Origin of the sequence: Synechococcus sp. CC9616 (assembly GCF_000515235.1) — a bacterium.
GTDB lineage: Bacteria > Cyanobacteriota > Cyanobacteriia > PCC-6307 > Cyanobiaceae > Parasynechococcus.
Window position 1 is genome coordinate 1,245,954 of the sequence record NZ_KI911558.1, and the last position, 14,209, is coordinate 1,260,162.

Consider the following 14,209-nt stretch of genomic DNA (forward strand, 5'->3'; position numbering starts at 1 on the left):
TTCTAAAATGTCTAACACCTTAAACCTTAGATCAATTAGCGAAAATACTGGTTTTACCATAGTCGAATTAATGCTCGCCATTAGCATGTTAGGGATACTAAGCAGCATTGCGGTTATCAACTTTAATCGAAATATTCAGAGTGCACGCCTCAATCAGGCAGCGCAGGCATTCGTGAGCTTTGCAAAAGAGAGTAAATCTTCCAGCTTGAATTCCGCCTCTCCATGCGTACTCATTGTCAGCCATGAGCAAGCACAAATAACCATTTCCAATCCGATCGAATGTACACAGAGACAAACTCTAAATTTAATAGATGATTCCAACGATTTACAGAATCTAGTCATCTGCGGAACAAATAATACATCCAACTTCAGCATGGATTGTGATCAAGAAAATGACGGGAGTGATGTTGATACAAACGGCATCCTGAAGACATCAACGCATATTGAATTCACCCCAAAAGGAACCGTCTCCAAGGGAGCATTAGTGAAACTTTATTCACCAAATATTAAAAAAGGATACTGCATTGTTATCACAGAGCCAGTTGGCTTAATTCGCAAAACTCATATGAATAGAAACACCTGCAACTTTTCGAATTGAACGATGATCAAATTTTTCAATCAACATGGTAATCAAGGATTAACATTTATCGAGTTACTGGTTGCAGCTGCCATAGGACTAATCACTGTTATGGCAGGCGGTCAAGTAATGGTGTCGCAAATTGATTCCTCTCAGAAGATGAGTCGACGCGAAAGACTCCGTAGCGATTGGGTTGCAGCAAACCAATTTATCACTTCTGAGGTTAATCAATCCATGAAAGTCACCACTGAAGCTGATGATGAACTGATTGAAGAATGCGGCATTGTAAGAAGTCAGATAAAGATGGTTATTCAATTTCAAAGAAACCAACAAATAAAGCCAGCAATCTATTATACAACCGAAAATGACAATCGCTGGAGCGGTATTATCCTTAAACGATGTGGCCCTGCAATTAACTCCAGCGGCGATTACGACAGTACATTATCTAATGAGATAATTATTGATGAGCTTGAAAATAATGATTCTGGATTTACAGCATCCATAAGCGAAGATGAAAAACTTGTGCAATTTAATATTGCACTTAACGGCCTGGTTAACGCCCGATATCGGCAGCAAGGAGTTGCAAGATCACGCATTCAAACTGTCATCGTACGTCCTAATATTTCAAGCGTCTGTTTTGAAACTTCGCAACAAAATATTAAAGGCATAAGATTTAACTTAACATCAAACTCTGATCAATTTACATCAGAGCAGAACCAAGATCAATGGAATAGACAGATGAATGCAGATGCATTGATATGTGGTCATGGAGGGGGTGACACGATTACTGGAGGAGATGGAAATAATCTGATAGAAGCAGGCGGTTTTGAGAACAGTGTTCTTGATGGTGGCGGTGGCGATGATCGAATCATCGGTAGTGACGGAAATGATGAAATTGATGGGGGAGATGGAGATGATATTTTAATTGGATTAGGCGGTGACGATACTCTTCGTGGAGGGTCAGGAACCAACCATTTCATTAGTGGTATTGACGAAGTAGGGGATTTTTGTGATCACGATAAAGTCATTGGCCAAGAGGACTCTTATGATATTATTTATTTTGAAGGAAATACAGCTGAATATGAATACGAACGACCTGAACCCTGTACTCAGGCTTCATGCAGAATCACCAAAAAAGATACCGATAACAAGAAAAATGTTGACGTAGAGTTCGGCAATATACTCGTCTTCGCTAACGAAGTCTTCCATATCCCTAAGGGCGAAGCGGGAAACTTACAACCACTAAACAGAGATTCATGCGATGTAGAAGTAACAATTCATGAACCTCCCGAAGCTCCTGAACCAGAAGTGAGTGATGAAGATGATCCCCGCTGGCTACCGCTAATAGAAGCAAAAACTATTGGGTTTAATATACTTAACAGCGTCAAGGAGGAATATACCAGAGAGAGTCGCAGAAGCTTTATCGCAAACTGGTCAAGAAATATCAGGGCAGAGGTTGAAGATTTGCCGCAAGACGTCAAAGATAGATTCTGTTTTACTCCAACGATGAAACACCACAGAAGAAATACCAATATGCAATATCACTCTGGCAGTCTAATACTTGCAAGAAAAATTAATGGCGCATGTGCGTATGGAGTTAGCGGAAGTGGATTACTCTCTACTCGCATCCGGAGCAACACCTCCAACTTGCAATTTTATGGACAAGTAAGAATGCCGAAAGATCTCTCTTACGAGCCGCTTAACAGGTCCTGCAATATACAAACTAAATTCTTTTCTAATCCAAATGCATCACCCACGTTTAGAGAGGCTCGTGGGTGCTAATGTAGAAATTATTGCAAAGCCAATAATCATGACAAACAGCATTTGCTTCAAGCTTCATGCCATTGATCTAAAGCAAACTTCTGGCCGTCGGAATGTCCAGCAGGCTCTTTCAGATCAAAAAGAATTGGTTTTTCACAGTTCCGATGGGACCAGTTTATCGAAATCAAATCTGTTACAGACATTGAATGCGTTCGATAACGAAGATGAATGTGCTGACCTTAGCCTGGCTGAACTCGAGCAACTAACTGGGGGAGTTGGCTTACCAGAAGCGCTCGTCTCCTCCACCATCCTGATGACCATGGTTGCTGGTACCAGCGGTTTATTTACCAATGGGGTGAACGCGATAGGTACCAGCAGTATTCAAGATGCAATCAACTCTGGAATTCGAGCGGATATTGAGTCCATACGTCATGACCTCAGCAACCACAACCTGGACGCTGCTACCGGCACCTACAGGCCGAATGCCGAGGCAGGAGAAATTGGTCAGGAGTTTATTGATTCCTTAGACCTTCAAGACCTTAATGAACGCGAAGTCGGCATTCAAACACAGGAAGATTTTGGTGGAGAAAATGTGATTCGAACCATTAAGGCTGACGGTGACAGCATCACAGTGACCTACTCCCACAGTGGCACTACTGTGCAAAACACCTCGATGGTTATGCCAGCATCTGGTTGGCTGTCCTGAAAACAGGTTAGACCTGAATAAAGCCACCGAGCGAAGCGATGAGCAAGCAGATCCGAGACATTCTCTTCCCATCTCTCTTTTACTCCTGGGTGCAGGAATCTCAGAGCACTTTCGAGCTGCAACAAGCAACAACCTTGATTGAAGAAGGATCTGTGGGTCGAGAACTTCTGCTTTTAATCGATGGCACAGCTGATGTCAGCAGCGAACAGCGCAACGGTGAGTTAACCGCAATTGCCGTACTTGAAGCACCCGAAATTCTCGGAGAAATGTCTTTTTTAGAACGGCGACCAACGGTTGCGACTGTGGTCGGACGGGCGAGGAGCCGCTGGATCCGCCTTCCCTTTGAGAATCTTCGCGACGCGATCAAAAGTAATCCTGTCCTGGCCGCAGATTTTTACAACGTGCTCGCCCGAGAGCTTGCACTGCAGCTGCAGAACCAGAACTCAATGGTGCACCGATGGAACAGCTCCGAAATCGAGCCCCTTCGGAAGGTTCTGCTCGTGTTTGCTGAACTCGATGACCTCGACATTGATTGGCTAGGTCGCCTCGGCACTGTGGTGCACTGCCAACCAGGTGAGACCTTGATCGAACAGGGCAACCAAATCGATCAACTCTGGGTGGTTCTTAAAGGAGAGGCAGACATCTTCCTCATCACATCGGAGCAACGCCATCTTGTAGGCAGTTCCCGCCGGGGCGAATTGCTTGGGGAAATCGCACTGCTTAGTAGTAAAAATCTGGCAACAGCAAGCGTGATTGCAAGGAACAGAATGCAATTGCTCGCGCTACCCCAGGACCAACTGAAACAGCGCATGGGGGCCGATGCCACGTTTAGCGAAAGGTTCCATCGGGCACTCGCCATGCTGCTTTCCCATCGTTGCAGGGATCAACTGCTGAGCCATGGCCTCGCCAGTCGCGCCGCCTTAAATGAAGCGATCGACTTCGACACCCTCGACAACATCAGCCATGCCGGAAGGCGTTTCGACTGGCTATGTCGTCAACTTGCAACGGCATGACCCGCGCTGCTGAGCAGATTCAGCGCGTCCTAAAGAACTGGGGTGATAACGACCTCAGCACGGCATCCCGCCTTTTATGGCATGCCGGGATACCAAATCGTTTGATGCAACTCCCGGCTCGATGGTGGACCACCTCGTTGGCATTTGATTCCGGTTTGTGGTTGACGCGCGAGAAAAACCCATCACCACAGATTTGGCTTGTCAACCAACACGCGACAACACTTCGGCTGAATCTTCAGCCGATCGGTTTGAAAAAAGCGACCCCTCCTGATCCAGACCAACTTGAACGGGATGTTCTCAGCCTCTGGCCAGGGTGTCATCAACTTCCAAGATTCTGGTCGCTGTCCCGTACAGAGACGGCTGGTCTGATCCTTGAATCAGTGTTGTGGATCAGCATCCCTTTTTTATTAATACGCAGCCATCCCGCAACTTTGCTGATGCCGCTGGTGATTCTTCTCCTAAGGGATCAGGCGACGTCAATGGCAACCAGCCTTCGAGCCACCCAGCTGGCCATGGCTTCCCTTCAGCAGTGGCTCCGACTTCCCGTCAGCACAGTCGTGCGCTTGTCTGGGAGCTTGGGTTCCGGGTTGATCCAACTACTGCTGCAGGCAAGTCAGCGTCAGCCAGAGGTCCTGAGAAATCTTGCGGTCGGTCTGCTGACCCTCTTCGGTGCCAGTGCGCTTCTGGCATTAGCTGAGCCACTGCTGAGCTTGGCGGTGCTGGGCTGTTGTCTGCTCTGGTTGCTCTCCGTGGGGTGGATGACCTGGAGCAACCAAAGACTGGTGATTCATCGCGACCGGGCCTTCGGCCAGGCCGACCGTCGCAGCCTGGCCCTGCTGCGCATCAATGCCAGCCTGCGTCTAGCCGGGGCAGAAGAAAGAGCCCTGGAGTTCTGGAACGCACCGCTGCGCGAGGCGATGCGCTGGCAAGGTCTGCTGGATCGCAATCGCGCGATCGCATTGTTCTTCGCTTTGTCCTGCGCAAGCGCTGCACTTTGGTTCGCTTTCAATGCAATTGCTTCAGGGCAGGTGCTGGCTCTAATCGTCCTGCAACTGGCCTGCAGCCTGCTGATCGTTCACCATTTGCAGCCGCTGATGAGCCTGCAAATGGAATGGAGCGCTGGCCAGGGCCTCTTAAACAACTCCCCAGAGTGGCAGCCGGAGGCGAACGACCCCGGCACACTCCTGGGATCCATCAGCTGCGAGGGAATCAGCTACCGCTATGACGAGCGCAGCTCTTGGGCACTGAAGGATCTAACCACTGAGATCCCAGCTGGGGCCTATGTCGTGATCGTGGGGCCCACCGGAAGCGGTAAGTCGACCTTGCTGCACCTGCTCCTGGGCTTTGCTGAGCCGCAGCATGGCGTGCTCAGATTCGACGGCACGGACGCCCGCCTGTTGCAGCAGGACCTGCTCCGGCCGCAGATCGGCGCCATGCTCCAGGAAGGACATCTCGTCGGACAGACGATCTGGGATGTGCTGGCTGCTGGCCGACCATTGACGATGACCGCGGCGATGGAAGCCATTGAAGCCGTTGGCTTCGGCGCTGACCTCAAAACCCTCCCGATGGGCCTGGAAACCCCTCTCCACGATGGGGGACGTCAACTCTCTGGAGGCCAGCGTCAGAAACTGGCGATCGCCCGCGCATTGATCGGCCATCCACGGCTATTGCTGCTGGATGAACCCACCAGCGCTCTCGATCCAATAAGCCAGGCCACCGTGCTTGGCACGCTGCGCCAGCTGCGTTGCACGCGCATTCTGATCGCCCATCAGCTCAGCACGGTGAAGGAGGCCGATCTAATCCTTGTTCTTCAGGGCGGGCGTCTGGTGCAGCAGGGCGCTTACAGCAGCCTGGAAAACGTCGATGGTGCCTTCCGCGATCTGATGAAGCAGCAGGAGAGCTGAAGCGATGGGGCTATTCCGCTACCGCGCCATGCAGGGCTCAAGCCAAGGCAACGAAGAATTAGCTCCGTTTGAACGTCAACGTGACTCCTTACGCCGACTCGGCCCGGAGCTGATGGAGCTGCTGCAGCTGGCCTGGCAGCAGCGGCAAAGCCGTACACCGGAACTGCGCCAACTGGAAACCACAGAATGCGCCGCGGTGTGCCTGGCCATTGTGCTGAGCCACTTCGGACGCATCGAACCCATCAGTGCACTAAGGCGAGCCTGCGGCGTGTCCCGCAACGGCAGCAGTGCCGCGCAACTCGTGCGAGCGGCCCTGCGTTACCAGCTCGACGCAAAAGGAATGAAACGTGGACTCAACAGCCTGCGGGAGCTATCACTTCCGGCGGTCCTGTTCTGGGAGTTCAACCACTTTGTTGTTCTTGAGGCGATTACCACTCGAGGAATCTGGGTGAACAACCCAACGACCGGGAGACTTTGCATCAGCCACGAGGAATTTGATAGGGCTTACACCGGGGTTGTGATCACCATGCAGCCCAGTGCCGACTTTCATCCGGGAGGGCAGCAGAGACATCCAGCCAGTGAACTACTTCGACAATTAAGACTCGCCGAACCGCTCCGAAGTGGTGCTTTGCTGATCTGCCAGGCGGTGGCTGTGGCATTAGCAGTCTGGTTCGGCACGACAGCGGATGCCTGGTCACTACCAGCCCTGCTGATGGGGCTCGTATTGATGATCAGCGTGATTCCACTCCTGATTACAGCTGTGCGCCGATCCATCACGAGCTGCAGTGGACTAAGCATCCAACGTCAGATGCTGCAGATGCCGGAATGGGCTCTACAGCAACACCTCCTGCGAGAACTCAGTGGGCGTCACCAGGGCTCGCGTCGCGTTAGCGAGCTGATCGGAGACGATCTGCTCTGGCAACTCCCGGCGGTTCTGAGCTTGCTGATCTGGAGCGGGTGTCAGCTCGGCGCACAGCCTTTGCTCGGCTTGCTGGTACTGGGAGGCACGCCGGTATTGGTGACGTTGCTGGTTCTCAGCCACAGCGTGCAACGCCCCCAGAACAATCAGACGGCGCGCAAAGAGAGACGTGCATGGCAAAGCCTGCAGCAATCACTGGAGGATCCACGCACGCTGAAGTCGCTGGGACTCGAACGACGGGTGCTGCAGCGCTGGAGTGGTCTTCAGGCTGATGCTGGAGGCGAACGACTGCAGCAACAGCATGAGGCGCGGCTCACCGGATGGTTGCCAACCCTGGTGAGCTGGGGTTTGCCATTGCTGATACTCAGCCTTGGAGGTTTGCGCTTACCAGTACTGATCCCAACTTTGTTGTGGTGGTGGGTGCTGCATCGCTTGCAGCTGCAACAGAAGCACTGGCTAGCAATCGGCGAACCTCTCGATGGCCTGGCCAACCTCAACGACGAACCCACGGATGCTCTTTTGCTCAGCGGTGGAATTCCATCCGTGAAGCTCTCCGAGACATCAGCCATTGGTGTCGAGCTTCAGCAGCTGCGCTTTGGGCACGAACCAGACAAGCAACCGCTACTTAATGGAATCGATCTGAGCGTGGCCCCAGGGGAATGGCTAGCCATAACAGGCCCCAGTGGCTGCGGCAAAAGCACCCTGCTCAGCCTGATGGCTGGCCTGCTGCAGCCGGAATCAGGCGCAGTGCTTCTGAACGGAGATCCACTGCTGAGCCTGTCTGCAAGACAGCGCAGCAATGCTCTGGCCATGGTCTGTCAGGAGGATGCTCTGTTGGATGTGAGTCTGCGAGACAATCTCACACTCTGGGATCCCACGATCAGCGATGAGGTGCTGCAAGAAATCTGCAACGATCTGGGGCTGGCTGTGGTGCTTGAACAGTTACCTCATGGGATCGACACAGAGCTCGATCTTGGGATGACAAATCTCAGCGGAGGGCAGCGTCAACTGTTCAATCTCGGGCGAGCTCTTGTTCAGCAACCAAAATTGCTGCTGCTTGATGAAGCCACGTCAGCCCTGGATAGCAGTAGCGAAGCTCAGGTGTTTGAGTTACTTCGAAGACTGAACTGCACAGTCGTGATGGCAAGTCATCGCCTCGAAAGTATCAACCGCGCAGATCGCGTCTTCAGGATCTAAGAACAAAGCAAGACTGGAGGAACGAAAACGTTCCACGAACGATTCTCAAGAGAATGTTTGATTACTTGCAAACAATCTATTTTCGCTAAATCAAAGACTAAACCTAAGAAAACCTCGAAGCAAATCAATCAAGCCAAAAGAATCGCCAATCCATTACGAACAGCAAAGGCAGATCCCAATGAGCAAGGCCATCTATAAACCAGGCAATACATGCCAGTTTCTCTTAGGCAAAACCTGCGATTTCTTCCGAGCAACTGCAAGTCCATTGACAAGGAGCACAACGATCAACAGCCCCTAGCTGGCCATGGCCATTCGACTGAATAGTTTAAGGCAGTCGCCAATAGCTCGTCGTGAATTCCTGCATTAACCCCTGACCATGATGAAAATGTCTGCATGGAGTCATCACCTTCCTGGCGCGATCAGCTGCTCGGCAGCCTGCAAGGTCAGCTCCAGCTGGCCACCTACCTGGCAGTGTTTGTGGGCTTTACAGGAGCTTCCTCGGTGGGGCTATGGACCGGTCAGCGCAACCTGATTCAGAACAACGCCGCAGAACTGCGTCGCAGTGCGGCCTCAATCCAGGCCTGCCTCACCAAGGGCGGCACAGGCAAAGACTTCGTGCAGCAGGAGCTGCTGCTGCACTCGAGCATGCGCACAAGCCTCTGGGTGGAGAACCCTGATGGGTCGCTAGTGCTTCCGCAGAGCGATCACTTAGAGATTTCAGATAAAGCGATTCGGGCAGCGATGGGAGAGAACCCGGCGCGAATCACTGGACGGCAGGAATTGATCCGCCTCGGGGACCAGCTTTATCTCACCGAACTCGTGGAGCGCTATGCCTCCGGAGCCCGGCTCTGGATCAGCCAGGAGGTGAGTACCAACCAACAGGCCCTCAGCGATTACCTGGCGCTGATGATCCTGATCTGGAGCGGCTGCCTGGTGGTCACGCTCTTGGCCGTGAGCTGGATGGTACGGCGGATCGTGCAGCCCCTTGAGCAGTTGAACGCAGCCACCGATCAGGTCACCGCTGAAACCCTGGCCTCCGCCCGCTTGCCGCTGGAACGGGGCCCTGTGGAGGTGCTCAAGCTGGGGCGTACTTACAACGCCCTGCTCGAGCGTTTATCGATGTCCTGGAGTCAACAGCGGCAGTTCGTCAGTGCTGTAAGTCATGAACTGCGCACTCCGCTCACGATTGTTCAGGGATACCTGAACCGAACCGTCAAGCGAGGCGACAACCTCACCGAAGCCCAGGTGCGTGGTTTGCGCACAGCCGAGGAAGAAAGCATCCGGATGCGCCGGTTGATGGATGATCTGCTGGATCTCTCCCGTGGTGATTCCGGGCGACTCTCGATCCAGAACGAGCCCGTGCATCTCGCCGATCAACTGGAGCAGGTGGCCGATATGGCCCGCAGCACGTTGGAGCGGTCCCTTGAGCTCCATTACCAACCGATCCTGAAGAACGCGATTCCGTCGCCCAGGCCGACCCCGGCCGGTTGCGGCAGGTGTTGCTGGATCTGATCGAGAACGCAGACAAGTATTCGCCAGCAGATCGACCAATCAGGCTCGTGATGCATCTCGGCGAGGGAGTCCTTTGCATCGATGTGATTGATCAGGGCATCGGCATCCCGCAGGACGAACTGGAGACGGTGTTTGAACGCTTCCACCGTGCTAGCAATGCCCCAGAACGAACCGGATCAGGCCTGGGACTGTCCGTGGTGAAGCTGCTGGTGGAAGGAATGGGGGGCACGATTGGAGTGCGTAGCCGCTTGGGCGAGGGCAGCTGTTTCACCGTGAGCCTGCCCCGATGATCAGCTATCTGATTCTCTGCTCCCTGCTGATCCCGGTGAATTTGTGGGCAGCGATCACACCACACCTGCACAGCGATGTGTCGATGCGGATCCTGCATGGAGCGTCAACGTTGCTGCTATTGCCGTTGCTGATCACGCTCTGGAACGATCGACGCCAGTTGCAAGCCATACCCACCATTGTGTTGGGCGTGTTTGCCGTTGTGATGGTGGTGGTCAACAGCTGGATCACGGCGATGGGCATGGGTGTGGAATTTGGATGGTTGGATCACGTGCTGCTAGCCGCGGCGGAACTCAGCGTGGTTGCCTTTTTCCTGCTCGAACCCCAAGTAATGACAGCTCACTCAACAGCCGCTCAACCAACAGCTGAAGACCGCAGCAGCTGATCCGATCCCGGCAGCCGTTGCTGAATCTCGAGCCTGAGCAGCAACCGATCGGGATCCTGTTCCACATGCAGCGCCTCAACCTGGTCCAACACCACGCGGTTTTGGTAAGCGCCTTCCAGGTTGGGCTGCCCCTGGAGGTCGAAGGAGGGGCCGCAACGCATCAACACCTGGCCCCTCCAGATCGACGATGGCGGCGGGCCGAGGCTGTACACCACCGCAGCGACGCCCTCTGCAGAGCTGATGGCGATCAGGGGTTGACGTCCGGCCATCGAACAACGCCAACCGGGATCGGAAGCTGGCTGCAGTTGCCAGTGATCGGCTCTGGACAGGTCGCCCTTCACCAGCATCAGGGTGCGCCGCTGCAGGCGGCGAAGCTGCAGACGCCGGGCCAGGGCCCTGCCATGGGCCAGATCACCGATCAACAGCTGCGCCGCCAGCCCACAGAACACAACGCCGAGCCCTGCCGCCATTAGCAGTTCCACCAGCGTGAAGCCGCGGCTAAAGCGCTTAAGCCTCATCACGAGGCTGGCAATAGGAACTGCGCAGGGCAACGTTTGGATCGGCGTCATAGTCACCGGTGCGGGAAATCCCCAACGGCAGGCTCACCACAAGGCAGAGGGCTCGCTCCAACCGCGGATGCCGCAGCACCACCAAACCCCCATCGAGCAGCAAACCATTGGCGGTGAAGCGCACCAGCTCCGGCAGGTTGCTGCGCAGTTCAACCTGGCTTTCGGCGGTTTCACTGAGACGTGTCACCCCGGCTTGGCAAGCCGGCAGAGAGCCATGGCGGGGCGGTTGCCAACCATCGGGACCAAGGCTGAGGCCACAGGGCTCGGCCTGGCGTTCAGCCGCCATGCGACCGCGATCAAGCCCCAGCCGCAGCAGACGCAGGGCTACATCCAGCTCCAGCTTTTCACGCTGACGGCCCGGCGGCAGAAAGGCCATGCTCGCCAACAGGCCAAGGATGACGAAGACCACGAGCAGTTCCACAAGGGTGAAGCCACGGGTCATGGCTTCCCCTGCTCACAGAGCCCAAGCCCCGCGGGGGTGAAGTACTGACGACGCACCAGTGGCTCCGCATCACCAGGACGCGCAAGGGTGATCTGCAGCCAGAGACCATCGCCGGCTGCATCGATGCTCAGATCTGTAATCAGATCTGACTCATCAGCCTGAACAGGCTGAAGCCGCTCGAGCAAGCGCACAGCGTTGAAGCGACAGGCGTTCTTTGCGGCGAGTAGACGATCGCCAGATCCTCGGCTCAAAAGACGGCGCGTAGCCAGCAATTGTTCATCTGATCGATGCAGCAACTGCTGCAAGGTTTCGCCGCGGCTGGCTGCTGCTGCTGCACTGGACCAGCTCGAAACGCTCACCTGGCCACTGATGCCCAGCACCACAGCGGCCACTAGCACTTCACTGAAGGTCATCAACCCTGCCCTCCCAGCCAGGCCCCATAGGGGGAAACCTGGAGCGACACAGTGACCTCACCGAAATCAGGACTACTGAGGACCAGCTGGCCTTTGGGGCCAGTCGGCTGCCAATCCTTCAGGGTCCAGCGTTGACCATCCACCTCGCCCGAGAGAAGTTGTTGAGGATCAGCAGTTGGGCACTCGTGCAGCTGGGACCACTGGTCCGACGGCCAGGCCAGCAGACACGCCTGCTCAGCGCGGCTGCGCTGTGAAAAATCCATTGCTGCCGAGCGAACCGCATCACGGCGCGAGGCGATCTGCCATTGATGGCGACCTCGTTGCTGGCCATGCAGTGCCAGGGTCTGCAACGAAAGGCTGCTGAGCAGCAACAGCGAGGACGTTGTCAGCGCCAGCGGCAAGGCAAAGCCCTGCTCAGCGGGGGTGGGAGGAGGCATCAACATGGCTTGCAATACGACGCAATGCTTCTGAGCGTTCCACGCCCAAAAGCGATTTAACTTGCTTGAACCAGTGCAATGCCGTGGCTGACGAGGCTGCCCGCTTACTGATCGTCGACGACGACCCGGAATTGTTGCGATTCCTCGTGGATGAGCTCAGCGAAGCTGGTTTCCGCTGCAGTGGGTGTGACAACGGTCAGGATGCCCTGCTGCGACTTCGGCAGGAACAGTTTCAGCTAGTGCTGCTGGATTGGACCTTGCCTGATTTTTCAGGCATTGAAGTCTGCAGACGTCTCAGAAACAGCGGCAACACCACTCCGGTGCTGATGCTGACAGCCAGGGATGACATTGATGAACGGGTGAACGCCCTCGATGCCGGCGTGGACGACTACCTCACCAAACCATTCAACCTCAAGGAACTGCATGCACGCGTGCGGGCCCGACTCCGCAGCGGCAGCTATCAGCGTTCCGACGACCCATCATCAGAACAGCTCAGTCTTGGTGATCTGCAGATTCAGCTGCTGGAGCGAAAAGTGCTGCGCGGCGAACAGGAGATTTCGCTCTCACAGCGTGAGTTTGATCTGCTTTGCCATTTTGTGCGCAACGCCGATGCGGTTCAGTCCCGACAATCAATTTTGGAAGCCGTCTGGGGCTCACCGTTTGTAGGAGATCCCAACACCCTCGATGTGTATCTGGGTTATCTGAGAAAAAAGCTGGAAAAGAGCGGGCAACCTCAGCTCCTCCACACGATTCGTGGAGCGGGATTTATGGCGAGGGTGGGTGCCCCTAAGCCTTAAATCGCAACTGCAGATCAGCGCCACCGCCAGGGCGATCGGCGATCAGCAACTCTGCGCCCATCGCATCCATCAACAGCGTCACGGTGGCCAGGCCAATGCCGCTGCCACGGGTACCAATCGCACTGCTGCCCCGCTGAAAGCGTTGCACCACAACTCCGCGTTCAGCAGCAGGAATGCCGGGGCCGCGATCGAGCACATGCAGAACAACCACTGAATCCTCGCTGATTTGGTCAGCTGCAAGAACAACGGCCCCATTGGAATAGGTCAGAGCGTTATCGATCAGTACCGCCAAACACTGATGCAAGCGCGCGGAATCAGCGTTGATCTGAGGCAAATCCTCGCAACTCACCGCTCCAAGCTGAATCCGTTCAGGGGCCAACGTTAAAAGCCGATCGAAGGCCTCTAATAACAATTGTTCCGGGTCCATCGCCTGCATCTCCAAGTGAAGACGCCCGGAATCACTTCGGGCGAAATCGAGCAGAACTCGCACCAGCTCGCCCATGCGTTCTGATTCAGAGGCGATCAAGCAGGCGGATGCCGCGGATGGATGGGGGAGTTCAGCCAGTCCAAGCCGTTGGGCCTGAGCCGAAATCACTGAAATCGGGGTGCGCAGTTCATGGGCCACGCCATCAACAAAGGTTCGTTCTCTTCGCCATGCCTCAGCGAGACGGCCTTGCAGACCGTTGAATGCCAGAGCGATTGGCCGCAATTCCTCCGGCTGACGAAGAGGATCAAGAAGCTGCTGGCCAAGCCGATCCGCCTCCAAAGCATTGAGTTGATCCCTCAGTTCACCGATGGGCAGCACAAGTCCACGGCGCAGCACTAGACGCAACAACAGCGAGGTGAACAACATCGAGACACCCGCAGTGGCCATAAGCAGCAGCTGATCAATACGGTCCTGGCGCAACTGGGCCGTCACGTTTTGCCGCACCTCCAGCAACGCCGAATCTCCAGTTAGTACAAACCAACGACGGCTCACCATCCATCGCTCACCGTCTGGCTGGCTTACCAGCTGAGGGGGTTGCGGGTCGCCCTGAGGCAGCAAATAAACCTGGACACCCAAGGCCTGCTCGATGAGATTGGACTCTGAACTGACCCGAAGCTCCTTACTGATTGCATCAGTCAATTGCTGGTGATCGCGCTGGCGTTCAGCACTGCGAAAAGCACTACCTACCAAGAGCAAAAGGCTGTAACCAGCAACAACAGCCAACAACGACGTGGATTGCAGCCAGATTCGCAGCGAGGGGAGCCGACGAGGTGCTGATGATTCTGAGAGCAAAGCTAAGAAT

At 54.8% G+C, this 14,209-nt stretch carries 15 protein-coding genes; 10 read left to right on the plus strand and 5 right to left on the minus strand.

Features of this window, described 5'->3' with window-relative positions; all coding sequences use genetic code 11:
- The first annotated feature begins 7 nt into the window (after positions 1-7).
- From SYN9616_RS16835 to SYN9616_RS15450, 9 genes are all read left to right on the plus strand, one after another.
- Positions 8-598, plus strand: a complete 591-nt coding sequence (locus SYN9616_RS16835; protein WP_084218318.1) for a Tfp pilus assembly protein FimT/FimU — start codon at positions 8-10, stop codon at positions 596-598.
- 3 nt (positions 599-601) lie between these two features.
- The gene (locus SYN9616_RS16120) at positions 602-2,359 is read left to right on the plus strand and encodes a PilW family protein (protein WP_028952531.1); all 1,758 of its coding nucleotides are present in this window, start codon (positions 602-604) and stop codon (positions 2,357-2,359) included.
- Between the two features lie 28 nt (positions 2,360-2,387).
- Positions 2,388-3,044, plus strand: coding sequence for a hypothetical protein (locus SYN9616_RS0107465; protein ID WP_156918718.1), 657 nt, complete (start codon positions 2,388-2,390; stop codon positions 3,042-3,044).
- A 38-nt stretch (positions 3,045-3,082) separates the two neighbouring features.
- Positions 3,083-4,057 (plus strand): cyclic nucleotide-binding domain-containing protein, encoded by a 975-nt coding sequence (locus tag SYN9616_RS0107470; protein WP_028952533.1) that lies wholly within the window; start codon positions 3,083-3,085, stop codon positions 4,055-4,057.
- Positions 4,054-5,961 carry an ATP-binding cassette domain-containing protein gene (locus SYN9616_RS16125; protein ID WP_028952534.1) on the plus strand — a complete coding sequence of 636 codons (1,908 nt, stop codon included), beginning with the start codon at positions 4,054-4,056 and terminating at the stop codon, positions 5,959-5,961. Before SYN9616_RS0107470 ends, SYN9616_RS16125 begins: the two co-directional genes overlap by 4 nt.
- A 4-nt stretch (positions 5,962-5,965) precedes the next feature.
- Entirely contained in the window at positions 5,966-8,077 is a 2,112-nt protein-coding gene (locus SYN9616_RS0107480; protein ID WP_084218320.1) for an ATP-binding cassette domain-containing protein, read from the plus strand.
- 393 nt (positions 8,078-8,470) lie between these two features.
- On the plus strand, positions 8,471-9,589 hold the full coding sequence (locus SYN9616_RS15440; protein ID WP_051410976.1) for a HAMP domain-containing sensor histidine kinase: 1,119 nt from the start codon (positions 8,471-8,473) through the stop codon (positions 9,587-9,589).
- On the plus strand, positions 9,574-9,879 hold the full coding sequence (locus SYN9616_RS15445; protein WP_232200685.1) for a sensor histidine kinase KdpD: 306 nt from the start codon (positions 9,574-9,576) through the stop codon (positions 9,877-9,879). The genes SYN9616_RS15440 and SYN9616_RS15445 overlap by 16 nt, the downstream gene beginning before the upstream one ends.
- Positions 9,876-10,262, plus strand: coding sequence for a hypothetical protein (locus SYN9616_RS15450; RefSeq protein ID WP_051410977.1), 387 nt, complete (start codon positions 9,876-9,878; stop codon positions 10,260-10,262). The genes SYN9616_RS15445 and SYN9616_RS15450 overlap by 4 nt, the downstream gene beginning before the upstream one ends.
- Here SYN9616_RS15450 and SYN9616_RS0107500 read toward each other — a convergent pair.
- The 4 genes from SYN9616_RS0107500 to SYN9616_RS15455 are packed head-to-tail and all read right to left on the minus strand — an operon-like array spanning position 10,232 to position 12,123.
- Entirely contained in the window at positions 10,232-10,780 is a 549-nt protein-coding gene (locus SYN9616_RS0107500; RefSeq protein ID WP_028952536.1) for a hypothetical protein, read from the minus strand. The genes SYN9616_RS15450 and SYN9616_RS0107500 overlap by 31 nt on opposite strands.
- Complete coding sequence (locus SYN9616_RS0107505) at positions 10,770-11,273, minus strand: prepilin-type N-terminal cleavage/methylation domain-containing protein (protein WP_028952537.1); 504 nt, start codon at positions 11,271-11,273, stop codon at positions 10,770-10,772. Before SYN9616_RS0107505 ends, SYN9616_RS0107500 begins: the two co-directional genes overlap by 11 nt.
- Positions 11,270-11,686: a hypothetical protein gene (locus SYN9616_RS0107510; RefSeq protein ID WP_156918719.1), complete on the minus strand. Its 417-nt coding sequence runs from the start codon at positions 11,684-11,686 to the stop codon at positions 11,270-11,272. Before SYN9616_RS0107510 ends, SYN9616_RS0107505 begins: the two co-directional genes overlap by 4 nt.
- On the minus strand, positions 11,686-12,123 hold the full coding sequence (locus SYN9616_RS15455; RefSeq protein WP_156918720.1) for a hypothetical protein: 438 nt from the start codon (positions 12,121-12,123) through the stop codon (positions 11,686-11,688). The genes SYN9616_RS0107510 and SYN9616_RS15455 overlap by 1 nt, the downstream gene beginning before the upstream one ends.
- A gap of 83 nt (positions 12,124-12,206) precedes the next feature.
- Here SYN9616_RS15455 and SYN9616_RS0107520 point away from each other — a divergent pair, with 83 nt between their 5' ends.
- Positions 12,207-12,920 carry a response regulator transcription factor gene (locus SYN9616_RS0107520; RefSeq protein ID WP_028952539.1) on the plus strand — a complete coding sequence of 238 codons (714 nt, stop codon included), beginning with the start codon at positions 12,207-12,209 and terminating at the stop codon, positions 12,918-12,920.
- On the opposite strand, the gene SYN9616_RS0107525 is transcribed toward SYN9616_RS0107520, so the two are convergent.
- The gene (locus SYN9616_RS0107525) at positions 12,910-14,199 is read right to left on the minus strand and encodes a sensor histidine kinase KdpD (protein WP_028952540.1); all 1,290 of its coding nucleotides are present in this window, start codon (positions 14,197-14,199) and stop codon (positions 12,910-12,912) included. The genes SYN9616_RS0107520 and SYN9616_RS0107525 overlap by 11 nt on opposite strands.
- Between the last annotated feature and the right edge of the window lie 10 nt (positions 14,200-14,209).

Coding starts and splice junctions, on each gene's coding strand:
- SYN9616_RS16120 (WP_028952531.1), top strand. CDS start 602: ATGATCAAATTTTTCAATCAACATGGTAATCAAGGATTAACATTTATC.
- SYN9616_RS0107470 (WP_028952533.1), top strand. CDS start 3,083: ATGAGCAAGCAGATCCGAGACATTCTCTTCCCATCTCTCTTTTACTCC.
- SYN9616_RS0107500 (WP_028952536.1), bottom strand. CDS start 10,780: ATGAGGCTTAAGCGCTTTAGCCGCGGCTTCACGCTGGTGGAACTGCTA.
- SYN9616_RS0107510 (WP_156918719.1), bottom strand. CDS start 11,686: ATGACCTTCAGTGAAGTGCTAGTGGCCGCTGTGGTGCTGGGCATCAGT.
- SYN9616_RS0107465 (WP_156918718.1), top strand. CDS start 2,388: ATGACAAACAGCATTTGCTTCAAGCTTCATGCCATTGATCTAAAGCAA.
- SYN9616_RS16835 (WP_084218318.1), top strand. CDS start 8: ATGTCTAACACCTTAAACCTTAGATCAATTAGCGAAAATACTGGTTTT.
- SYN9616_RS16125 (WP_028952534.1), top strand. CDS start 4,054: ATGACCCGCGCTGCTGAGCAGATTCAGCGCGTCCTAAAGAACTGGGGT.
- SYN9616_RS15455 (WP_156918720.1), bottom strand. CDS start 12,123: ATGCCTCCTCCCACCCCCGCTGAGCAGGGCTTTGCCTTGCCGCTGGCG.
- SYN9616_RS0107480 (WP_084218320.1), top strand. CDS start 5,966: ATGGGGCTATTCCGCTACCGCGCCATGCAGGGCTCAAGCCAAGGCAAC.
- SYN9616_RS15440 (WP_051410976.1), top strand. CDS start 8,471: ATGGAGTCATCACCTTCCTGGCGCGATCAGCTGCTCGGCAGCCTGCAA.
- SYN9616_RS15450 (WP_051410977.1), top strand. CDS start 9,876: ATGATCAGCTATCTGATTCTCTGCTCCCTGCTGATCCCGGTGAATTTG.
- SYN9616_RS0107505 (WP_028952537.1), bottom strand. CDS start 11,273: ATGACCCGTGGCTTCACCCTTGTGGAACTGCTCGTGGTCTTCGTCATC.